At 61.9% G+C, this 22,373-nt stretch carries 20 protein-coding genes and 1 pseudogene; 11 read left to right on the forward strand and 10 right to left on the reverse strand.

The window, feature by feature from the left end; genetic code table 11:
* Nucleotides 1-39: 39 nt before the first annotated feature.
* Nucleotides 40-1,413 carry a glutamine synthetase family protein gene (locus JFU58_RS27985; protein ID WP_201142847.1) on the reverse strand — a complete coding sequence of 458 codons (1,374 nt, stop codon included), beginning with the start codon at nucleotides 1,411-1,413 and terminating at the stop codon, nucleotides 40-42.
* A 386-nt stretch (nucleotides 1,414-1,799) separates the two neighbouring features.
* On the opposite strand from JFU58_RS27985, the gene JFU58_RS27990 reads away from it, so the two are divergent.
* Nucleotides 1,800-2,576, forward strand: coding sequence for a transporter substrate-binding domain-containing protein (locus JFU58_RS27990; protein ID WP_201142848.1), 777 nt, complete (start codon nucleotides 1,800-1,802; stop codon nucleotides 2,574-2,576).
* Here JFU58_RS27990 and cynR read toward each other — a convergent pair.
* Nucleotides 2,551-3,417 (reverse strand): transcriptional regulator CynR, encoded by an 867-nt coding sequence (gene cynR, locus JFU58_RS27995; protein WP_063032550.1) that lies wholly within the window; start codon nucleotides 3,415-3,417, stop codon nucleotides 2,551-2,553. The two genes, JFU58_RS27990 and cynR, sit on opposite strands and share 26 nt — an antisense overlap.
* 112 nt (nucleotides 3,418-3,529) lie before the next feature.
* Here cynR and JFU58_RS28000 point away from each other — a divergent pair, with 112 nt between their 5' ends.
* The 3 genes from JFU58_RS28000 to JFU58_RS28010 are packed head-to-tail and all read left to right on the forward strand — an operon-like array spanning nucleotide 3,530 to nucleotide 5,566.
* Entirely contained in the window at nucleotides 3,530-4,171 is a 642-nt protein-coding gene (locus tag JFU58_RS28000) for a carbonic anhydrase (protein ID WP_063032552.1), read from the forward strand.
* 29 nt (nucleotides 4,172-4,200) lie between these two features.
* Nucleotides 4,201-4,671 (forward strand): cyanase, encoded by a 471-nt coding sequence (gene cynS / locus JFU58_RS28005; RefSeq protein WP_003210659.1) that lies wholly within the window; start codon nucleotides 4,201-4,203, stop codon nucleotides 4,669-4,671.
* Between the two features lie 55 nt (nucleotides 4,672-4,726).
* Nucleotides 4,727-5,566, forward strand: a complete 840-nt coding sequence (locus tag JFU58_RS28010; protein WP_201142849.1) for a cache domain-containing protein — start codon at nucleotides 4,727-4,729, stop codon at nucleotides 5,564-5,566.
* An 826-nt stretch (nucleotides 5,567-6,392) separates the two neighbouring features.
* Here JFU58_RS28010 and JFU58_RS28015 read toward each other — a convergent pair.
* Nucleotides 6,393-7,843 (reverse strand): annotated as a pseudogene (locus JFU58_RS28015) (MDR family MFS transporter).
* A 133-nt stretch (nucleotides 7,844-7,976) separates the two neighbouring features.
* A complete protein-coding gene (gene pobA, locus JFU58_RS28020; protein ID WP_201142885.1) occupies nucleotides 7,977-9,161 on the reverse strand; it encodes a 4-hydroxybenzoate 3-monooxygenase in 1,185 nt (394 codons plus the stop codon).
* Between the two features lie 189 nt (nucleotides 9,162-9,350).
* On the opposite strand from pobA, the gene JFU58_RS28025 reads away from it, so the two are divergent.
* Nucleotides 9,351-10,247: a helix-turn-helix domain-containing protein gene (locus tag JFU58_RS28025; protein WP_063032560.1), complete on the forward strand. Its 897-nt coding sequence runs from the start codon at nucleotides 9,351-9,353 to the stop codon at nucleotides 10,245-10,247.
* Here JFU58_RS28025 and JFU58_RS28030 read toward each other — a convergent pair.
* Nucleotides 10,231-10,488: a hypothetical protein gene (locus tag JFU58_RS28030; protein ID WP_063032562.1), complete on the reverse strand. Its 258-nt coding sequence runs from the start codon at nucleotides 10,486-10,488 to the stop codon at nucleotides 10,231-10,233. The genes JFU58_RS28025 and JFU58_RS28030 overlap by 17 nt on opposite strands.
* Nucleotides 10,489-10,507: 19 nt before the next feature.
* Nucleotides 10,508-11,413, reverse strand: coding sequence for a LysR family transcriptional regulator (locus tag JFU58_RS28035; RefSeq protein ID WP_201142850.1), 906 nt, complete (start codon nucleotides 11,411-11,413; stop codon nucleotides 10,508-10,510).
* 104 nt (nucleotides 11,414-11,517) lie between these two features.
* On the opposite strand from JFU58_RS28035, the gene JFU58_RS28040 reads away from it, so the two are divergent.
* Both JFU58_RS28040 and JFU58_RS28045 read left to right on the forward strand, forming a co-directional pair.
* A complete protein-coding gene (locus JFU58_RS28040) occupies nucleotides 11,518-12,390 on the forward strand; it encodes an MBL fold metallo-hydrolase (RefSeq protein ID WP_201142851.1) in 873 nt (290 codons plus the stop codon).
* A 34-nt stretch (nucleotides 12,391-12,424) separates the two neighbouring features.
* A complete protein-coding gene (locus tag JFU58_RS28045; RefSeq protein ID WP_201142852.1) occupies nucleotides 12,425-13,039 on the forward strand; it encodes an NAD(P)-dependent oxidoreductase in 615 nt (204 codons plus the stop codon).
* Between the two features lie 117 nt (nucleotides 13,040-13,156).
* On the opposite strand, the gene JFU58_RS28050 is transcribed toward JFU58_RS28045, so the two are convergent.
* Nucleotides 13,157-14,035 carry a LysR substrate-binding domain-containing protein gene (locus JFU58_RS28050; protein WP_201142853.1) on the reverse strand — a complete coding sequence of 293 codons (879 nt, stop codon included), beginning with the start codon at nucleotides 14,033-14,035 and terminating at the stop codon, nucleotides 13,157-13,159.
* Between the two features lie 111 nt (nucleotides 14,036-14,146).
* Between JFU58_RS28050 and JFU58_RS28055 the strand changes: the two genes are divergently transcribed.
* From JFU58_RS28055 to JFU58_RS28070, 4 genes are all read left to right on the forward strand, one after another.
* A complete protein-coding gene (locus JFU58_RS28055) occupies nucleotides 14,147-15,772 on the forward strand; it encodes a 5-guanidino-2-oxopentanoate decarboxylase (protein WP_201142854.1) in 1,626 nt (541 codons plus the stop codon).
* A complete protein-coding gene (locus tag JFU58_RS28060; protein WP_201142855.1) occupies nucleotides 15,769-17,211 on the forward strand; it encodes an aldehyde dehydrogenase family protein in 1,443 nt (480 codons plus the stop codon). Before JFU58_RS28055 ends, JFU58_RS28060 begins: the two co-directional genes overlap by 4 nt.
* A 229-nt stretch (nucleotides 17,212-17,440) precedes the next feature.
* A complete protein-coding gene (locus JFU58_RS28065; protein WP_201142856.1) occupies nucleotides 17,441-18,628 on the forward strand; it encodes a cyanate transporter in 1,188 nt (395 codons plus the stop codon).
* A 137-nt stretch (nucleotides 18,629-18,765) separates the two neighbouring features.
* Nucleotides 18,766-19,701, forward strand: coding sequence for a LysR family transcriptional regulator (locus JFU58_RS28070; protein ID WP_201142857.1), 936 nt, complete (start codon nucleotides 18,766-18,768; stop codon nucleotides 19,699-19,701).
* A gap of 47 nt (nucleotides 19,702-19,748) precedes the next feature.
* On the opposite strand, the gene JFU58_RS28075 is transcribed toward JFU58_RS28070, so the two are convergent.
* From JFU58_RS28075 to JFU58_RS28085, 3 genes are all read right to left on the reverse strand, one after another.
* On the reverse strand, nucleotides 19,749-20,111 hold the full coding sequence (locus JFU58_RS28075; protein ID WP_063032580.1) for a 5-carboxymethyl-2-hydroxymuconate Delta-isomerase: 363 nt from the start codon (nucleotides 20,109-20,111) through the stop codon (nucleotides 19,749-19,751).
* A 70-nt stretch (nucleotides 20,112-20,181) separates the two neighbouring features.
* Complete coding sequence (locus JFU58_RS28080; protein ID WP_201142858.1) at nucleotides 20,182-21,369, reverse strand: low temperature requirement protein A; 1,188 nt, start codon at nucleotides 21,367-21,369, stop codon at nucleotides 20,182-20,184.
* Nucleotides 21,370-21,395: 26 nt separating this feature from the next.
* The gene (locus JFU58_RS28085) at nucleotides 21,396-22,331 is read right to left on the reverse strand and encodes a LysR substrate-binding domain-containing protein (RefSeq protein ID WP_201142859.1); all 936 of its coding nucleotides are present in this window, start codon (nucleotides 22,329-22,331) and stop codon (nucleotides 21,396-21,398) included.
* Between the last annotated feature and the right edge of the window lie 42 nt (nucleotides 22,332-22,373).

The following is a 22,373-nucleotide window of genomic DNA, read 5'->3' on the forward strand; positions in this document are numbered from 1 at the left end:
AGCCTGTCTGTTAACTGTCTGTGATCAACGCCTTCATCTTCAGGCCTGGTGCAAATACCAGCGCCAGTCCTGCTCGCCCACCTCGCCCATGAACTGGCGGTACTCGGCCCGCTTGACCGCCAGGTACACGCCAAGGAATTCGCAGCCAAACGCCTCCCGCGCCCAAGCCGAGCCTTCAAGCGCACGCAAGGTGGTCAGCCAATCGGTCGGCAGCAATTCCTTGGCCTGGGCGTAACCGTTGCCCTCCACCGGCGCGCCGGGGTCGCGCTGTTCGCGGATGCCCCGGTGAATACCGGCCAGAATCGCGGCTGCCGCGAGGTACGGGTTGGCGTCGGCACCGCAGATACGGTGCTCGATATGCCGGGAAAACGCCGGCCCGCCGGGTACTCGCAGCGTGACGGTGCGGTTGTCCACGCCCCAAGTGGCGGCCAGCGGCGCGTAGCTGTTGGTCTGGAAGCGCCGATAAGAGTTGGCGTTCGGGCAGAACATCAGCAACGAGTCGAGCAACGTACTGAGCATGCCGCCTACCGCATGGCGCAACAGCGGCGTGCCGTCGGGCGCTTCGCTGGCAAACAGGTTATTGCCGTCGCGGTCCGCCAGGCTGACGTGCATGTGCATGCCGGTGCCGGCCAGGTCATCGAAAGGCTTGGCCATGAAACACGCGGTCATCCCGTGCTTGTGGGCCACGCCCTTGACCAGGCGCTTGTAACGGACCGCCTCGTCCATGGCTTGCAGGGCATCGCTGCGATGCTCCAGGGTGATTTCCACCTGGCCCGGGGCGTATTCGGAAATCGCCGTGCGCGCCGGGATGCCCTGGAGTTTGCAGGCGCTGTAGAGGTCGGCGAGGAACGGTTCGATCTGCTCCAGTTCTCGCAGGCCGTAGACCTGGGTCGAGCGTGGGCGACCGCCATCGACATCCCGCGCCGGTTGCGGGCGGCCGTTGCTGTCGGGCTTCTGGTCGAGCAAGTAGAACTCCAGCTCCGCCGCCATCACCGGGTAATAGCCGTCGGCCTTGAGGTCGTCGATCACCTTGGCCAGCAAGTGCCGGGGATCGGCCACGGTGGCGGGCATGCCTTCGGTGGGGTGCATGCTGACTTGCACCGCCGCCGTCGGAATCAGCCGCCACGGCATGCGCTGCAAACTGCCGCTGACCGGGTAGGCACGGCAGTCGATATCGCCGACTTCCCAGACCAGCCCGGAGTTCTCCACGTCGTCGCCATTGATGGTCAGGCCGAGGATGGTACTCGGCAGCGGCCGGCCACTTTCATACACCGCCAGCAGTTCATCGCGGTGCAACAGCTTGCCCCGGGGTACCCCGTTGTTATCGAGGATGAACAGCTCGAACATCTCGATATCCGGGTTCTGTTCAAGAAAGGAGTGGGCTTCGTGCAAGGTGGCAAAGGGCGTGCTCATGGGCATTCTCATACGTTCGCGTCAGGCAGGCGCACAGGCGCTGCCGGGCAGATGCGCGGGGCATCCATGGGGCAAATCAACGTAGGAGAAAGGTGTCCGGTGGGCGTGCGTGGCGGCAGTGCCACAGCGCCCAGAAGGCGAGCTCGGAGGGAAGCGCATCAGCGGTGATCCGACGACGATCCGGACGGCTGGACGCAGCAGCGCCTGGCGATGTCTCAGGGTGTGTGTCGGGGGAACCGTCCATGCGCAAATCACAGTGAAGAGATGCCGGGCAGCCTCACACGCGAGGTTAAGCCGTTAAATCCAGTCTTGACGGAGTTTGGTTGTGCCATGGCTAAACATTTGCAAATAATGGCGGCCCTGCCCATGCCCAAGGACCCGACCGCATGAAAGCTTTGCTGACCCTTTCCCTGCTGGCTGGCCTGTCCGCCCAGGCCCAGGCCGACGGCCCCGTGTCGCACCTGGATGAAGTGCTCCAACGCGGTGAAATGACCGTCTGCACCACCGGCGACTACAAGCCCTACACCTATCTGCGCCCGGACGGCAGCTACGAAGGCATCGACATCGCCATGGCCCAATCCCTGGCCAAGAGCCTTGGGGTGCAGGTGAAGTGGGTGCCGACCACCTGGAAAACCCTGATGCCGGACTTCCTGGCCCAGCGCTGTGATATTGCGGTGGGCGGTATTTCGGTGTCCCTCGAGCGGCAGAAAAAGGCATTTTTCAGCCAGCCATTGGGCGTCGATGGCAAGATCCCGCTGGTGCGCTGCGCCGATGTGCAGCGCTATCAGACGGTGGAGCAGATCAACCAGCCGCAGGTTCGGGTGATCGAGCCTGCGGGCGGCACCAATGAGGTGTTCGCACGGGCGCACTTGGGTAAGGCAAAGCTGACGTTGTTCCCGGACAACGTGACGATTTTCGAAGAGCTGCTGGCCAACAAGGCCGATGTGATGATCACCGACGCCAGCGAAGCCCGGTATCAGCAAAAACTCAAGCCGGGGCTGTGCGCGGTGAACCCCGAGCGGTACATGCAGTACAGCGAGAAAGCGTTTTTACTGCCTCGCGATGATGTGGCCTGGAAGAGTTATGTGGACCAGTGGCTGCACTTGAGCACGGTGACGGGCGTGTATGACGGCATCATCAATCAGTGGTTGGCTGCGCCCTGACCAATTCAACAAATGCCCTGCACGCGGCACTACGGTATGCCCCCTTGCGACTGAGCAACGCCGCCGTGCGTTGCGGCAACGCCGGGCTTAGCGGCACCGCCTGCAACCCCGGCTGTACCTGGGCAATTGCGCTGGGCAGGATGGTCGCCAGCCGGGTGTTCCGTACGATTTCGATAATCGCGCTGATGGAATTGGCCTCCATGGCAATCAGCGGTTTCACCGCTTGACTGCGAAAATACTCGTCGATATAGCGGCGCGTGGCGAAGCCTGAGTTCAGCAACACCAGCGGTTGCTGAAGCCACGACTGTTGGCCGATATCAGCATGGTCAGCACTCACCACCACACTCAACGCCTCGACAAACACCCCTTCACACTCGATATCCGGCAAATGCTCGCCGGTAAAACCGATGCCGATATCCAGTAAATCCTCCGTCAGCGCTGCCTCCATGCGGTCCTGGGTCAGCTCCTCGACGCTCACCGTTATGCCCGGGTACAAACCGTTAAAACGCGCCAGCAACGGCCCGATCAGGTAAGCGGTAAACGTCGGCGTCATGGCCAGGCGCAGACTGCCACGGCTCAGGTCCTGCACGTCATGCATGGCGCGGGTGCCGGCCTGCAAATCCTGCAACGCCAGGCGCGCAAACCGCACATAGGCCTCACCCGCGTCGGTGAGGCTGACGCTTCTACCGGAGCGATCCAGCAGCGGTGCGCCCAAGGTTTCTTCCAGTTGCTTGATCTGCTGCGACAAGGTCGGCTGCGACACATGCAGCGCCTCGGCCGCCCGGGTGAAATTGCGGTGCTCGGCGACGGCCAACAGGTAGCGGATATGACGCAGCAACATGGGTGATGCTCCAACTATAGGTATGGCTTATAGAAACCATAATAAGCCGGTCTTGGACGCTATAGCTGAAAACTTCCATCCTTGCCCCATCAGCGACGCAAGGAGAACCACCATGCAAGACCTCATCGACGGCTTCCGCAAGTTCCAGGGTGAAGCCTTCACCCAACGCAGCGATCTGTTCAAACACCTGGCGACCACACAGAACCCCGGCACGCTGTTCGTGTCCTGTTCCGACAGCCGCGTAGTCCCGGAGCTGTTGACCCAGCAGGAACCTGGGGATCTGTTTGTGATCCGCAATGCCGGCAACATCGTGCCGTCCTACGGACCAGAGCCCGGAGGCGTGTCGGCCACCGTCGAATACGCGGTAGCCGTTCTCGGCGTCAGCGACATTGTGATCTGCGGCCACTCCGACTGCGGCGCCATGACCGCCATTTCCACCTGCAAATGCCTTGATCACTTGCCCGCCGTGGCCAACTGGCTGCGCCATGCCGAGTCGGCCAAGGTGATCAACGCCGCCCGTACTCACGCCTCCGATGCCGACCGGCTGAACTCACTGGTGCGGGAAAACGTGGTCGCCCAACTGGCCAACCTCAAGACCCACCCTTCCGTGGCCCTGGCCCTGGAACAAGGCCGGCTGAGCCTGCACGGCTGGGTCTACGACATCGAAAGCGGCGGCATCGACGCCTTGGATGGCCGCAGCGGACGCTTCGTGTCCCTGCTCGACCACCCCACCACCCGCGCCCACGCCGCCTGAACCTTATTCAACCCCAAGAGGAAATCATCATGTTGCAATCCCAATTCGCCCAATCCCCACGCCTGGCCCTGGCCGACACCGTCATCGACATCAAGGCGCGCAAGAATCTGTCGTGGCAGGACCTCACCGACGGCACCGGCCTGAGCCTGGCGTTCGTCACCGCCGCCCTGCTCGGCCAGCATCCACTGCCGAAAGACGCTGCCGATGTGGTCTGCGACAAGCTCGGTCTCGACCAGGACGCCAGCCGCCTGCTGCAAACCGTGCCCCTGCGTGGCAGCTTCCCCGGCGGTGTGCCGACGGACCCGACCATGTACCGCTTCTATGAAATGCTGCAGGTCTACGGTTCGACCCTCAAGGCCCTGGTGCACGAGCAGTTTGGCGACGGCATCATCAGCGCGATCAACTTCAAGCTGGACATCAAGAAGGTCGAAGACCCGGACGGCGGCTCGCGCGCGGTGATCACCCTGGATGGCAAATACCTGCCGACCAAACCGTTCTGATTTGCCGGTAAACCGTCTACGCTCTTGGCACACCAACAAGAACGAGGGACGGGTAATGAAGGCAATGCTCCGAGCCACCTGGCTGCTGCTGTTGTGTTTTGGCCAGGTGCACGCCGCCACCGCTGAGGAGGCGGATGCCCAAGCCGCCAAGGCCTTGTTGGAAAAGGCCTTGGCGTATTACCAGAGCAATGGCGACAAAGCCTTTGCGGCGTTCAGCCGACAGGGTGAATTCGTCGATCAGGACCGTTATGTGTTCGTGGTCAACACCAAGGGCGTGCTGCTGGCAAGTGGCGGGCCCTCTTCTGCGTTGATCGGGCGCAATGTTTCCGAGGTGCTGGGGCCGGATTTGAACAAGTCGTTCAAGGACGCGCTGGCGGTGCCTGAAGGCAGTGGCATTCAGCAGGCCGATTACCGTTGGCAGAATTGGAATGACGGTAAGGTGGAGCGCAAGCATGTGTATTACCAGCGTGTTGGGCAGCGGATTTTGGCCGTTGGCTACTACTTGCCAAGGGCCACGCCGGAACATGCGAAGTCTTTGCGGGACAAGGCGGTCAAGGCGTTGGAGAAGGATCAGGCGGGGACGCTCAAGGCGATCAACGCCATGCAGGGCGGCTTTTTGCAGGATGATCTGTATGTGTTTGTGGTTGACCTCGACACCCAGCGCTACGTGGCTCATGGCACGACTCCGCGGTTGGTGAATACGGATTTCAGCAAGATCAAGGACCCCGACGGGAAGCCGGTGGGCGAGCCGATCCTGGCGGTCATGGCCGAGCAGGATCAGGGGGAATATCGATACCGCTGGAAAAATCCGGTGACGGGGAAGGTTGAGAACAAGCATGCGTATTTGCGCAAAACCGGGCATCTCATGGTGGCTGTGGGGTATTACAGTCCTTGAGGCGTGTATATCCGTTATTTAGGTAACGGCTGCTTATGGTTCCGCTCTTACAGCGGCTCACTTTTGAACAGCGCAAAAGTAAGCAAAACGCTCTTGCCCCACCACTCGGCACCTCGCTTGGGCTCGGTGTGCCCTCACTCCGGCTTTGGACCGTGGGCCGCCGCGATGGGCCATCCTTGGCCCAGCGCGGCTAACCCGGCGTCCTGCCGGGTTACCCACGCTCCAAAGCCTGCGTTCGGCCAGCGTGGTTTAACGGGGCGCCTAAGATCAAGATCAAAAGCAGATCAAGAGCACAGCGGCCTACCGGCCGGCTTGAGTGTTTTAGAGCAACAGCACAATCAAAAGCTAAAGCGGGCACGGTCCAAATGTGGGAGCTGGCTTGCCTGCGATAGCATCAACTGGGTGTACCTGATGTACCGAGTTGTCTGCATCGCAGGCAAGCCAGCTCCCACAGAAAAGCAGCGCCACCCCGCCCGTAGCAGCTGTCGAGCACCAGCGAGGCTGCGTGCCTTTGATCTTGATGTTGCTTTTGATTTTGATCTGCGGGCCCCGTCAACCACGATGGCCGCAAGTAGGCACGGTGGAGCGGGTAAACCGGCAGGACGCCGGTTTAGCCGCGCCGGGCCATGGATGGCCCGTCGCGGCGGCCCGCGGAGCCGTGCCGGAGTGCGGGCATGCCGAGCCTAAGCGAGGCACCGAGTGGTGGGGCAGAGACCTTTTGGTTACTTTTGGGGCGTTTGCCAAAAGTGACCCGCTGTAAGAGCGGAACCATAAGCCGCCGTTACCGCAGCAACGGATATGTACACAAAACAAAACAAACCCAGAACTACCGGGCCTTGTCTTCCCGCCCCCGCAACACCCGATTAGGCATGGCAATCGCCGCCGCCAACCCCAACAACGAAACCCCGGCACTGACCATCAGCAAATGCCGAAAGGTAATCAGCAACTCCCCCGCAAGGCATCCTGCGCCGGCCCAGGCGCCGCATTCAAACCATCCAACAGCACATTCCCGGAACTCCCCTCCGCGACCAGCGCCCCACTGGCCAGGTGCGCAAAACTGGAGTCCTGCAACAACGCCAGCAACAGCGCCGACATGCATGCCACCCCAACCGCACCGCCCAGGGAACGGAACAGGTTGGTGGTGCTGGTCGCCACCCCGATATCCCGCTGCTCCACCGAGTTCTGCGTGCCCACCAGCGAAGTCGGAAACTGCATCCCGGCGGCAATCCCACACAGCAACATAAATAAACTGGTCACTGCCACAGCCTGAGGCGCACTGAGGGCCATACCGAGAATCGCGATCGGACTCAGCAAAGCCCCAATCAGAATCATCGGCTTATAGCGTCCCGTCACTGAGGTCATACGCCCGGCAAAATAAGCCCCCATCGGCAAGCCCATCGCCAGCGGCAGCAAGTGCAAAGCGGCGCTGTCGGCACCGGAACCGGTCACGGTCTGGTAGCGCAGCGGCATCAACACCGTCAGGGAAATCGCCTGGAAACTGGTAAAGAAAATCGTGCACCAGCACAACACCGCACTGCGGTTGGCAAACAAGTGCATCGGCAACAACGGCTCCCGCGCCCGGCGTTCGTGCCACACAAACACCGTCAACGCCACCAGAGCGCAGGCCAGCAAGCCCAGCACTTCATCGTCGCGCCAATGATGACCCTGGCCGATTTCGGTGATGCCCAGCAACAGCGCCGTCAAACCGACAATCATCAGCACAGTGCCGAGATAGTCGATCACCGGCTTGCGCTGCGGCACCGGCAGCCCTACCAATGTGCGATGGGCCACCCACCAGGCGCCCGCGCCCAATGGAAGGTTGATCAGGAACACCCAGCGCCACGACAGGTACTCGGTCATGTAACCGCCCAACACCGGGCCGGCCACGCTCGCTACCGCGTACATGCTGCTGAAGTAACCCTGGTAACGCCCACGCTCACGGGGCGGAATGATGTCGCCGATAATCGCCTGGCTGACCGAAATCATCCCGCCGGCACCGATGCCCTGGAGGATCCGCGCCAGCACCAGTTGCTCCATGCTCTGGGCCATGCCGCAAAACAGCGAGGCGATGGTGAACAGGCCCATGCCGATCAACATCATCGGCCGGCGCCCGTACAGGTCGCCGAGCTTGCCGTAGATCGGCACTGCCACGGTCATCGCCACCATGTAGCCGGAGATCACCCAGGCCAGCAGGTTGACGTCATGGAACTGGGCTGAAATCGCCGGCATGGAGACGGCGACGATGGTCTGGTCCAGGGCCCCGAGAAAGATCGCCATCATCAAGGCGACAAGGACACTGCGAACAGCTGGTGTGGCGGGCTGATTGAGGTTGGTCACGGCAGAACCTGCGAGCAAGGCCCGCGGGAAAAGGAAGCCCGCGGGAATGCTCGTCAGTGTACTAGATAGCTGGCTATTCGATAGTCTCGTAAGGAAGTCCGACGTAATTTTCTGCAATGGTTTTACGCCCAGCTTCGGAGTCGACGAAGTACTCCAATTCGCTCTGGGCGATGCGCTGGCTGAAGCCGTCCGCCTCGGGGAATTGGTGCAACATCGAGGTCATCCACCAGGAAAACCGTTCGGCCTTCCAGATCCGCCGCAGGCAAATCTGTGAGTATTTCTCCAGTAACTCCACCCTGCCCTCGCGGTACACCTTGAGCAGGATATTGAACAAGGTGCTGACATCACTGGCCGCCAGGTTCAAGCCCTTGGCGCCGGTGGGCGGCACGATGTGGGCGGCGTCCCCCAGCAGGAACAGGCGACCGTATTGCATCGGCTCCACCACGAAACTGCGCAGTGGCGCGATGCTCTTTTCGATGGACGGGCCCGTCACCAGTTGTTCGATCAGCGATGTCGGCAGGCGGTTTTTCAGTTCATCCCAGAAGCGCTCGTCGGACCAGTGGTCGACCGACTCATCGGCCGGCACTTGCAGGTAATAGCGGCTGCGGGTCGGTGAACGCATGCTGCACAGGGCAAAGCCGCGCTCGTGCTTGGCGTACACCAGTTCCTCGTGGATCGGCGGCGTGTCGGCGAGAATGCCAAGCCAACCGAACGGATACACCCGTTCAAAGATTTTCAGCGCCTCAGAGGGAATCGACTGACGCGCCACACCGTGGAAACCGTCACAGCCGGCGATGTAATCGCAGTCCAGCCGGTACTGCTCGCCTGCATGCTCGAAGCTCAGCCACGGCTCTGCGCTTTTCAAGTCATGGGGCTGTACATTGCTGGCTGCGTACAGAGTAGTGGCACCGCTGGCCTGGCGCGCGGTCATCAGGTCGCGTGTGACTTCGGTCTGACCGTAGATCATCACCGTCTTGCCGCCGGTCAGCGCCTTGAGGTCGATGTGGGTCAGCTGTCCGTTCAGTGCCAGCTCAAAGCCCTCATGCACCAGGCCTTCGACGTCCATTCGCGCACTGACGCCGGCCTGGCGCAACAGGTCGATCATGCCCTGTTCCAGCACCCCGGCACGGATGCGACCTTGCACGTAATCTGGCGTCTGGCGCTCAAGAATAAGGGTTTCAATCCCGGCGTTGTGCAGCAGTTGACCGAGCAGCAGCCCCGACGGGCCGGCGCCGATGATGGCGACTTGGGTTTTCAGCGTTTTCATTATTTTTATGGCCCGCAAGCTTCACCCGAACGTATTCGGTGAAAGAGTTGTCATTGATGTTGTTGCTGGCATTTTTCACTTGAGTGCCCGGCATAAGAAGGTGAAAACTGAGCCCAAAGCTGCGCTTTTCGCCAATTGGGGCGATTACCGCACAACTCTCCCGAAGTATCGGATGAAGCCATGACCAAAACTGCCAGTGCCGCGATTCCAGTGTTCAAGCTCTACGGTGAGAGCCAGCAATGGCCGACTCCGGATTTGTTGCACTGTGAAACCATCTCCCGGCGCAGCCGTGAGTACCAGTGGGAAATCCAGCCCCACCGGCACGCGGACTTGTGCCAGTTGTTGTACGTGCACAAGGGCCAGGCGCAGCTGGAGATCGAAGGCCAGCGCAGCACCCTGAACGAATCGACGCTGCAGGTACTACCGCCGTTATGCGTGCATGGGTTTCGGTTTTCCGAAGACGTCGAAGGCTTTGTGGTCACCCTGGCGGCGCCGCTGATGGCGCATTTGCAAGGGCAACTGGGCGCGGCGCTGGATGGCCTGAACGCCTTGGGCAGCTATCCCGCCGGCAACGACAGTGACTACCTCAACAGCCTCTTTGCGCGCTTGCAGGACGAGTACGCCAGCGATCAACCGGCGCGGGACATGATGATGCACGCGCTGGTCAGCGTACTGCTGGTGTGGATCAGCCGCCAGGCCATTCAGCGCCGGCATCCACGGGCGCCAAGGGGCCGCGAATACTTCCGTCGGTTCACCCAGTTGGTGGAGCAGCACTATCGCGAACACCCGAAAATCGAAGACCTGGCCCACAAGCTTGGGATCTCGGTCTCACACCTGAACGGTACATGTCGGGAGTTGGGCGGGCAGCCCGCGTTGCAGATCATGCACGACCGCCAGTTGCTGGAAGCCAAGCGTCTGCTGACTTACACCAGCATGACCATCAATGAGATGTCGGAGGTTTTGGGCTTCTCCGATCCGACCAACTTCTCACGGCTGTTTCGCCGACGCGTCGGGTTCTCCCCGAAGGCGTTTCGGGAGCAATTGAAAACCGACCAGGACGCTAGCGAAGCGAACTGAAGGCGGCCATGTGGCCAACGCATTGACCATGATTGCAGCTGGAGGCGAAGCCCGGCTGCATGCGGGTCTGTTCGACGCGGTAGGCGGCAGTGCCATAGAGCGCTGTGGCGGCGGCGCACAGGGTGAAAATCATCAGGTACTTTCTTGTTTTGATCGACATGATGCTGACCTCTGACCGGATCAAGAAGGTGCTTTGATAAGCATAGGTCAGCTGAGGCAAGTCGCCATTATCGGGCGACATTCAACCTGTTTATGTCGGCTTAGAGACCGACGTCCCACACCGGCTCTTCCGGAAACCTCAGTACCAAGAAATCCAGCAAGCTGCGCAGCGCCGCCGGCATATGCTTGCGCGAGGCGTACACCGCGTAGATGTTCATCTGCTGCGGCTCGGCCTCGGGCAACAAGCGGATCAACTCGCCGCTGCGGATGTAGTCGCCCGCCTGATAACTCGGCAGCCGCGACACCCCTGCCCCCGCCAGCGTCACCCGCAATAAGGTACTGGCCTCATTGGCGCTGATATTGCCCTGCACCGGCACCGACACCGGCTCGCCGTTTTCCATGAAGTGCCACAGGCTTTTGCCGAAGTAGGAGTGGGTCAGGCAATTGTGCCGAGCCAGGTCCTGGACCCGCCGGGGCTGCGGATGCTCCAGCAGGTAAGCGGGCGAAGCGCAGATCACCGAACGGCACAACGTGAGGCGGCGGGCGATCAGGTTGGGGTCCAGTTCAAAGCTGGTGCGGATCGCCAGGTCGATGCGTTCGTCCACCAGGTTCACCGTGCGGTCGAGCATCTGCATGTCGATGCTCACCAGCGGGTAGCGCTTGACGTATTCGGCCATGGCATCGGCCAACTGCGCCTGGCCGAAGGACGTGCTGACACTCAGGCGCAGCAGGCCACGGGGCGCTTCGTCCGGTTCGCTGACGGCGGCCTGCATGTCGCTGCACAATTCTAGCACCTGCCGGCAACGGGGCAAGGTTTCGCTGCCGGCGGCGGTCAGGCTGAGCTTGCGGGTGGTGCGGTGCATCAGGCGCGCGCCGACCCAGTCTTCCAGCTCCGCCAGGTAGCGCGACACCACCGGGCGAGAAAGGTCCAGGTGGTCGGCCGCTGCAGACTGGCTGCCCAAGTCCACCACGGCCACAAACACGCGCATTGCTTGAAGACGATCCATGATTTGCCCGCTTTTAGAAACAAACTATGTCCAAGCATCGCATTTTTTGTAGCGTTTGGTGCAACTAAGCTCTGTCCACACCTTACCGATGACTGGAGCAGCACATGTTTGGATTCTCCCCGCTCAAGCGCGTGGCCCTGGCCGCCGCCACCCTGGCCTTCGCCGCGCACGCCACGGCTGCCGACTTGACTCTGGACGCCTACAACCCGGGCGAAAGCGCGATGATGCCGGTCACCTCGGTACTGGTCAGTGGCGACAAAGACGCGATCCTGGTGGACGCCCAATTCGGCAAGACCCAGGCCGAGCAACTGGTGCAAAAAATCCGCGCCAGCGGCAAGCGCCTGACTACCATCTACATCAGCCACGGTGACCCGGACTACTACTTCGGCCTCGACACCCTGACCGCCGCGTTCCCCCAGGCCAAAGTCGTGGCGCCGCAGCCGGTGGTGGACCATATCAAGGCCACCGTTGAACACAAACTGGCGTTCTGGGGCCCGAAACTGGGGGCCGACAAGCCAGCCAAAGCCGTCATCCCCCAGGCACTTGAAGGCCACAGCCTGACCCTCGAAGGCAAGCAACTGGAAGTGATCGGTCTGGACGGGCCGCAGCCGGACCGCACCTTTGTGTGGATCCCGTCGATCAAGGCCGTGGTGGGTGGTGTGGTGGTCTCCGAGAACATTCATGTGTGGATGGCCGATACGCAGACCGCGAAGTCCCACACCGATTGGCTGGCAACCCTGCAACGTATCCAGGACTTGAAACCGCACACCGTGATTCCGGGTCACTATCTGGGGACACCGTCGCTCAAATCCGTAGCGTTCACCGCCGACTACATCAAGGCGTTTGACGAAGAAACCGCCAAGGCCAAGGACTCCGCCGCCCTGATCGCGGCGATGAAAAAGCGTTACCCGAACCTGGGCGACGAAAGCACCCTGGAATTGGGCGCCAAAGTCGCCAAGGGCGAAATGCAGTGGTGAGTTGATTCACCCCTTAACCGTACTGGAGAACGTCATGAGCAAGATCGCAATCATTGGTGCCACCGGTCGTGCCGGTAGCCAACTGCTGGAAGAAGCGCTGCGTCGCGGGCACACCGTCACGGCCATCGCTCGCAATACCGACAAGATTGGCGTGCGCCCTGGGGTCACCGTCAAACAAGTGGATGCACTGGATGCCCAGGCGCTGGAACAGGCCATCCGCGGCAACGACGTAGTGATCAGCGCGGCGCACTTCGCCACCCTGCCTGCGGAAGCGGTGATCAACCCGGTGAAAAAAGCCGGCGTGAAGCGCCTGCTGGTGGTGGGCGGTGCCGGTTCGCTGCTGTTGCCAGGCGGCAGCCGAGTGATCGACAGCCCGGGCTTCCCGGAAGAATACAAAGCCGAAGCCAGCGCCGGCAGCGTTTTCCTCGACACCCTGCGCCAGGAAAAGGACCTGGACTGGACCTTCCTGTCGCCTTCGGCGGAGTTCGTCGAAACCGCACGCACCGGCAAATTCCGCCTGGGCCAGGATGAATTGCTGGTGAGCAGCGAAGGCCGCAGCTGGATCAGCTTTGCCGACTTCGCGATTGCGCTGATTGATGAAGTGGAAACGCCGAAGCATTCGCGCCAGCGGTTTACGGCCGGTTACTAAGGCTGACGCACACTAAAATGTGGGAGCGGGCTTGCTCGCGAATGCGGTGTGTCAGTCAACAGATGTATTGGCTGACCCAGCGCCTTCGCGAGCAAGCCCGCTCCCACATTTTGATCTTCATTGTGACGGCGACTGCGCCTGGCTCACCAACCAATCCATAAGCTGCTCCAACCCCGCCGAGGGCTCAGTCCCCGGCGGGTACACCAGGTAATACCCCATCCCCGTCGACACCCGCAGTTCAAACGGTGTCGCCAACCGCCCCGCCTTGAGATCCTCGCCAATCAGCGCGCTGTCGCCAATCGCCACGCCCGAGCCTTGGGACGCCACCGTCATCGCCAGATCCAGCGTTTCAAAATGATGCCCCTGGGCAAGATTGCTCAAGCGTGTATTCGCTGCCTTCAACCACAATGCCCAATCCCGTTCATCCCGCGTAGGGTGCAACAGCACCTGTTGCTGCAAGTCGGCGGGCGTGTGCAAACCACCGAGCAAGGCCGGCGAGCACACCGGTGTCAGACGCTCATCAAACAGATGCCGGGCCTGAGCCGACTGCTCGGCAATCGGCGCGTAGATCACTGCGGCATCGAACTGTTCACGGCGAAAGTCGACGGTGTAGGCCACGGTGGTGGTCAGTTCCACCGGCACGTCCGGACGTTCTTGCTGCCACTGCATCAGACGCGGTAACAACCAGCGCATCACGCAGGTGGAAGCCTTGAGCTGCAAGGTCTCGCGGCGGGTGCCGATCTGTTCCACCGCCTCGCCGATCAGGCCGAACACCTGCTGCGCCCGCAGCGACCATTCGCGGCCCTCTTCGGTCAGGCTCAAGCCACGGGCCTGGCGCTGGAACAGCGCATAACCCAGATGACTTTCCAGCCCGGCAATCTGCCGGCTCACCGCCCCCTGGGTGATGTGCAATTGCTCGGCGGCTCGGGTGAAGTTGCAGCACTGGGCCGTGACGCAAAAGGTGTGCAAGGCCGGCAAGGGCGGAAGGCGTTTCATAAGGGCGCAGCCATGACGTGAGGACATGGCTAGTATGACTTTTTATCGATTGTTGCCGCTACGGGCCAGCCGTTCCAATACGGGCCTTTATCAACAATAAGAGCGACGACAATGGCGACCTGCGGCGAAGTATTGGTCAACCTGCTGGAAGGCTACGGCGTGGACCAGGTGTTCGGCATCCCCGGCGTGCACACCGTGGAACTCTACCGGGGCCTGGCGCGCTCAAGCATCCGCCACGTCACCCCGCGCCACGAACAGGGCGCCGGCTTCATGGCCGACGGCTACGCGCGCACCAGCGGCAAGCCTGGCGTGTGCTTCATCATCACTGGCCCCGGCATGACCAATATCACCACCGCCATGGGCCAGGCCTACGCCGACTCGATCCCGATGCTGGTGATTTCCAGCGTGCAGTCCCGCAGCCAACTGGGCGGCGGGCGCGGCAAGCTGCATGAGCTGCCGAACCAGAGCGCGATGATCGCAGGCGTGGCGGCGTTCTCTCATACCTTGATGTCGGCGGCCGAATTACCCGGTGTGTTGGCCCGCGCGTTTGCACTGTTCCAGGCCGGGCGACCGCGCCCGGTGCATATCGAAATCCCGCTGGATGTGCTGGTGGAAAACGCCGACGCATTGCTCGGCAGCGAGCCCATCAGTGTTTCCCGCGCCGGTGCTGCGCCGTCGGCGGTCAAGCAGATGAGCCAGTTGCTCGCGGCGGCGAAACGCCCGCTGATTCTCGCCGGTGGTGGCGCCATCGACGCAGCGCCCGAGTTGACGCAACTGGCTGAAGCCCTCGGCGCGCCAGTGGCGCTGACCATTAATGCCAAGGGCATGCTGGCCTCCAACCATCCACTGCTGATCGGCTCTACCCAAACCCTGGTCGCCACCCGCGCCTTGGTGGCCGAGGCGGACGTGGTACTGGCGATCGGTACTGAGCTGGCAGAGACCGACTACGACGTGACCTTCGCCGGCGGTTTCGACATTCCCGGCGCCCTGCTGCGCATCGACATCGATTCCGACCAGACCGTGCGCAATTACCCGCCGCAGGTCGCGCTGGTGGCTGACGCGCAAATCGCTGCGCAGGCATTGCTTGCCGAACTGGGCAACAAGTCCCTGGCCACCCGGGACAGCGACTGGGGCGCCCACCGCGTCGCGCGCCTATGGAGCGAACTGGAACCCACCTGGGACGCCACCACCCGCGCGCAAACCCTGTTCCTCAACACCGTCCTGGACGAACTGCCCGACGCCGTACTGGTAGGCGACTCCACCCAACCGGTGTACACCGGCAACCTGACCCTGAACCTCGACCACCCGCGTCGCTGGTTCAACTCCTCCACCGGCTACGGCACCCTCGGCTACGCCTTGCCGGCGGCCATCGGTGCTTGGCTGGGGCGCGGCAACGGCGCGCCGGTGGTGTGCCTGATCGGCGACGGCGGCCTGCAATTCACCCTGCCGGAACTGGCCAGCGCCGTGGAAGCGCGCACGCCGGTGATCGTGCTGCTGTGGAATAACCAAGGCTACGAAGAGATCAAGAAATACATGGTCAACCGCGCCATCGAGCCGGTGGGCGTGGACATCTATACCCCGGACTTTATCGGCGTGGCCAAGGCCCTTGGCGCTGCTGCCCAGCGCATCCAGGGTGTTGAGGAATTACGCAGCGCACTGCGCGCCGCCACTGATCGCCAAGGCCCGACGCTGATTGAAATCGACCAGGGGCTTTGGATGAAGGAGTTGGCAGTATGAGCGCGGTATTGAACGGGCTGTACATCAACGGTGTTTGGCGTGCGGGCCATGACGTGCTGGACGTGATCAACCCGGCGACCGAGGCCACGCTGGCTCAAGTGAACCTAGGTGATGCAAGTGCGGTGAGCGAGGCCGTCGGTGCCGCCAGCGCTGCATTCCCGGACTGGTCGAAAAGCACCGGGCGCGACCGCGCGGCACTGCTGCGCAAGATCGCCGAGGGCGTGAGCGCCCAGCGTGAACACCTGATGCACCTGCAATCGAGCAACAACGGCAAGCCGCTGTTTGAGGCTGGGATTGATGTGGACGACGTGATCGCCACGTTTGAGTATTACGCCGGTGTGGCCGACGAAATGGATGCAAGCCAAGATCGTTCGGTGGCACTGCCCACTGAGGATTTCAGCGCCCGCGTACGCCGTGACCCCTGCGGCGTGGTGGGCCTGATCGTGCCGTGGAATTTCCCGATGGTCACCACCGCCTGGAAACTCGCCCCGGCGCTGGCGGCCGGTTGCTGCGTGGTGCTCAAGCCTTCGGAAGTGACGCCGTTGGCGGAGCTGGAACTGGCCAGGATCATCGCTTCGGTGGGACTGCCCGCCGGCGTGTTCAACCTGGTCTGCGGCACTGGCCTGGCGGTGGGCGCACCCATGGCGGCTGATCCACGGATCGCGAAAATCTCCTTTACCGGTAGCAACGCCGTGGGCGTGCAGGTAATGCAGCGCGCTGCGGAGACGGTCAAGGGTGTGAGCCTGGAGTTGGGCGGCAAATCCTCGTTGCTGGTGTTGGCGGACGCCGACCTCGACCTGGCCGTGGAACTGGCCTGCGGCGGTGGTTTCTTCAACGCCGGGCAGATGTGTTCCGCCACCAGCCGGGTGTTGGTAGCCGACGAATTGGCGGACGAATTTCTGACCCGTTTGCAGGCCAGGGCCGAGAGTATTCGCGTGGCAGACCCGTTTGCCGAAGACGTGGAAATGGGCGCGCTGGTCAACCGTGCGCAGTACCAGCGGGTGCTGGGGCATATCGAGCGGGGGGTGCAAGCCGGCGCGAAGTTGCTGTGTGGTGGCGGGCGCCCGGCGGATTTGCCTCGCGGGTATTTCATTCGCCCGACGGTGTTTACCGAAGTGCCGCTGGACAGCGCGTTATGGAACGAAGAAATCTTCGGCCCGGTGCTGTGCGTGCGCAGCTTTACCAGTGAAGCCGAGGCGGTGGCGCTGGCCAATGACAGCGAGTTTGGTTTGGTGGCCAGCGTGCTGAGCGGCAACCCGGAAGCGGCTGAGCGGGTGGCCAATGCGTTGCAGGTGGGCCTGGTGTGGATCAACGCGCCGCAGGTGATCTTCCCGCAAACGGCCTGGGGTGGTTACAAGCAGAGCAGCATCGGCCGGGAACTGGGGCCGTGGGGATTGCAGGCGTTTCAGGAGATCAAGCATGTGATTCGGGCGGTGTAGAAACACTCAAGAGCACCACTGTTCCCTGTGGGAGCTGGCTTGCCTGCGATTGCGGTCTATCAGACACAGATGTGTTGCCTGACCCACCGCTATCGCAGGCAAGCCAGCTCCTACCTGTTGATTTGTGCCGTGTCAGCAGATGCATTTTTTCAATAGCCCCAACGACTTTCTCATTTGCCCCCCCCCCTCGCCCGGCCTAATACTGCGCTTGTCAGTTCAAGGCTCGCCCATGGAAAACGTCCGCGCAAAACCCGCCACCGCCCTTTGGCTGATGATCAGCGTCGTGCTGGTCGCTCTCAACCTGCGCCCGTCGATGGCCGCCGTCGGCCCGTTGTTGTCGTCGATTCGCGCCGATGTGGCCCTGAGTTTCAGCACCGCCTCCCTGTTGACCATGCTGCCGGTCATGGCCATGGGCCTGGCGATGTTTTTTGGCATGGGCGTGGCCAAGAGGTTCGGCGAGCATCGCAGCATTGTGCTGTCGCTGGTGGTGATCGGCCTGGCCACGGTGTCGCGATTGTTCCTGGACTCGGCGGTTGAGCTGATCCTCAGCGCCATCGCCGCCGGCGTAGGCATCGCGATGATCCAGGCGCTGATGCCCGCGTTGATCAAGTCCCGCTTCAGCGACAACGTTTCCCTGTTCATGGGCCTGTACGTCACCGCGATCATGGGCGGCGCTGCCCTCGCCGCTTCGTTCTCACCGTTTATCCAGGTGCAAACCGGCAGCTGGCGCATCGGCCTGGCGATCTGGGCGGTTCTCGCCGTGTTGGCGCTGGTGTTCTGGTACGCCCAACGCTCGGCGCTGCCGCCACTGCCCCAAGCCGGCTCAGGCCCACAGGAATCATTCTTCGGCAATCGCCGGGCCTGGTTGCTGGCGATCTTTTTCGGGCTCGGCACCGCCGCCTACACCTGCGTGCTGGCCTGGCTGGCGCCGTACTACGTGGAGCTGGGCTGGAGCGAGCAGAATGCCGGCCTGTTGCTAGGCTTTCTGACGGCCATGGAAGTGGTCTCCGGCCTGATCACCCCAGCCATCGCCAACCGCCGCCAAGATAAGCGCGGTGTGGTCGCGGTGCTGCTGGTGCTGATCATCGCCGGCTTCTGCGGCCTGATCCTCAGCCCGCAGCACCTGAGCCTGCTGTGGCCGTGCCTGCTGGGCCTGGGGATTGGCGGCTTGTTTCCAATGAGCCTGATCCTGTCCCTCGACCACCTCGACAACCCGCGCCGCGCCGGTGGCCTGACGGCCTTTGTGCAGGGCATCGGCTACCTGATCGCCGGTCTTTCGCCGCTGATTGCCGGGATGATCCGCGACCAACTGGGCAGCTTCGAGTGGGCCTGGTGGTCACTGACGGCCGTGGTGGTGGTGATGCTGCTGATCGTGCTGCGTTTCGACCCCCGGCATTACGCTCGGCATATTCGCTGAAGTCGTGTTGTAAACATTATTTGTCTCACCTCAAACAGAGAAAGGTCCGACAGAGCTTTCTATTGGTACGAGCGTTCCGTTAACATTTTGTATTGTCTTGTACCGAGTTCGGTACAAAGCGCTTGCGGACGGAACGGATGCTAAACAGCAACTTGCTTAGAAAGCTCGATATGCAGGACCTGATGGTGTTTGTCGCTGTTTACGACCAAAGCAGCGTGACCGACGTCTCCGAAACCCTGTTCGTCAGCCAGTCCACCGTGAGCTACAGCCTGAAGAAGCTGCGCACCAGCTTCGAAGACGAGTTGTTTATCAACACCCGGGCGGGCATGCGTCCTACGTACAAAGCGGCCACCATGTACGGGCATGTGCAGAAAATCCTCGAAAGCATCAACCTCTGTCATGCCGGCAGCCAGGCCTTCGACCCCACCCAGAAGGCCGTGACCTTCAACGTCTGCGCCCCCGAATACTTCGAACAACTGATCCTGCCGCGCCTGCTGAAAAACTTCGACCACGCCGACCTGCCGGTGATCGTCAATGTGCAGAAGCTCGAAACCGAGATCCCGGCCGACGCCTTGCGCGACGGGCGCCTGGACCTGGTGATCTGCTTCGGGCCGCACTTTCATCGCGAGCACAAGGACATCAAGACCCAGATGCTGCTGGAGGACGACCTGGTGTGCGTGTTCGACAAACAGTCGGCGCCCCGGGAACCGGCGTTCAGCCTGCAATCCTTCGTCGCCCGGCGCCATGTGTTCCCCACGCCCTGGAGTTCCGACACCAACATGATCGATGGCTGGCTGGCGCGCCAGGCTCACAAACGCCAGGTGATCGCCCGGGCCAACAGCTACAGCGCGGCGCTGAAGATGATCACCGGCACCGACTTTATCGTCACCTTGCCCCGTCGAGTGCTGAAGCTGCTGGCAGACACGAACGTGTTCGGCCATTGCGAAGTGCCGAACGGTTTGCCGGGGTTTACCCTGGATATGCAGTGGAATGAACACAGCGCGCAGGACAGCGCCAACACGTGGTTCAGGGAGCAGGTGGTGAAGGTGTGTGCGGATCAGGGGTTATTATGACCCCCTGTGGCGAGGGAGCTTGCTCCCTCGCCACAGAGTATTGCCCCTCAGCCGATGGTGACTTTGCTGTAGGACTCGCGATCCATATCGACCAGCAAGACACTGAGCTGCACCTGCAGGTCTGCAGGCCAATCGCCCAGGTCCTGCAGCGCTGCCAGCAGGCTTTCCGACAACTGTTTCTTGACCTGGGGTGAACGCCCGCTGAGCAGCGACAGCTTCACCGCGATAAAAGCGCGCGGGCTGATGGACGTGCCAACCTGGAATGTCTCCACCTTCAGCGCCCGGCTTTTGATATCAAACTCGGAACCGAACTGCCCGGACGCCATCAGTACGTTGTTGAGCCGCAACAAGGTTTTCTCAACGGCCAGGTCTGTGAGGTTGGCGGTGTATTCCAGATGCAGATGCGGCATGAAAGGCTCCGAGTTGTTGTAGGAAAAGAGCCATACATATAGCACGAGGCCGAGCCGAATCAGACCGCTTTCAATGTGAAACTTCGGTCAAGCTGCGCAACGAGCGGTTTTCCCAAATCGCCACGATCACCAACACCGCCGACGTCAACGCCCCCAGTACCAACGCCGAAAACACCTGCTGCAATCCCAGCGGCAGCAACACCAGCAACATCAGCAAGCCGCCCAGGTGCGAAAACGGTGGCAACGGACGGTCGCTCATCACCCACTTGAACAGCGCACTGCCCAGCAGGAACAACCACGGGCCGGCGATGATCGCCACCACGCCCGCCTGACTGGCATGCCCCGGGTGCACCAGCACCAGTTCATCGGCCACGGCGCTGACGATAATCCCGGCGACGATCAATACATGCAGGTAGGTGTAGGCAATCCGCGCCTGGCGGCCCGGGTCGGCAGAACTGGCGATGCGATGGTGGGCACGCTCGGCGCCGCTGTCGAAATAGATCCACCACAGGGCGATGCTGCCCACTACCGCCACCAGGAAGGCCGCCAGCCCGTCCAGGCTCCAGGGCAATTCAGCGAAGGTCGCGCCAGTCACCAGCAACGACTCACCCAAGGCGATGATCACAAACAGGCCGCAGCGTTCGGCCATGTGGTTGCCTTCCACATTCCAGTCCGCAAGCGTCGAGGGCCCAAGCCCCGGCACCCAGAAATACACCGACGGGGAAATCAATTCGATCAACAGCGCCAGGGCCCAGAAGGCCAAACGCTGTTCACCTTCGAGCAGCGCGCCGGTGATCCAGAACACCCCGGAAAACAGCATCCACGCCAGGATCCGCTGGAAATTGCGGGTCATGTTCAGGGGCTCGCCGCGCACCGCCCACAGGGCAAACAGCGTACGTCCTACCTGCATGAACACATAGGCACCGGCGAACAACAGACCACGGTCGGTAAACGCCTTGGGAATCGACGAGGACAACAGCAGGCCCGCCACCATCAAGCCGAACAGGCCGATGCGGATCGGGATTTTTTCCGGGTCCAGCCAGTTGGTGACCCACGAAGTGAAGATCCACACCCACCACACCGCGACCATCATCAGCGCCACCTGCACCGCGCCGCCGATGGACAAGTGGGCGAGCAGCGAATGGGACAACTGGGTCACAGCGAACACGAACACCAGGTCGAAGAACAACTCAACCATGCCAACCTTGCCGCTGTCATGACTGCCGCGCCCACGCAGCAAGGAACGGGATGGGGTCATGCCTGGATCTCCCTGAAGGGTTTGTCTCAAGATTTGGGTGTGACCACCGGCAGCATGTCCCGCTCGCTCATGAACGCCTCCAGCCGCGAACGCATCCAGCGTTCCGCCGGGTCGGTGTCCACGTGGCTGAGCCAGACCATGGACAAATCCAGGGTCGGGGTTTCGAACGGGAACGGCTCGCAGAACAGATTCCCCCCGGCGGCCATGGCCTGGGCGGTGTAGTCCGGCAGGCTGGCGATCATGTCGGTGCCGGCGAGCAGCGCCGGCAATGCGCTGTATTGCGGCACCGAGAGCACCACGTGGCGCTTGCGACCGATTTCCGCCAGCCACTCATCGGCAAACCCGGACACGTTGGCAGTGTGGGACACCAGCACATGGGGCCGTGCGCAGTATTCGTCGAGGGTCAGGGGTTTGTCCGAGGCGTCCGCCCGCAGCAAACAGGGGCGGATATGCCGCAACAGCTTGCGCTTGGCATTCGCCGGCAGGCCGCGGGTCTGGGTGATGCCGACGGTGATATCGCCGGAGGCCAGCAGGTCCGGGATGCGCCAGTAATCCACATGCTGCACCACGAACACCACCAGCGGCGCTTCCTGGCGCAAGGCCCGCAGCAGTGGCGGCAGCAGGCCGAACTCGACGTCATCGGACAGGCCGATGCGAAAGGTCATGGTGCTGATGGACGGGTCAAAATCGTGGGTCAGGCTCAGGGCCGACGACAAGGAATCGAGAGCCGGCGACAGGTGCTTGATGATTTCCTCGGCCCGCGCGGTGGGCTCCATGCGGTGGCCGACGCGAATAAACAACGGGTCATTGAACAACGTGCGCAGGCGGTTGAGGGCCGAACTGATGGTGGGTTGGCCGAGAAACAGCTTCTCCGCCACCCGGGTCACATTGCGCTCGAGCATCAAGGTTTCAAAGACCACCATCAAGTTGATGTCGGCCTTGCGTAATTCATTGCGATTCATCGGCGCTCGCCCCACTGCCCTGGATAAGCCGCAGTTTAGAAA

Source organism: Pseudomonas sp. TH34, from assembly GCF_016650865.1.
Taxonomy (GTDB): Bacteria; Pseudomonadota; Gammaproteobacteria; order Pseudomonadales; family Pseudomonadaceae; genus Aquipseudomonas; species Aquipseudomonas yamanorum.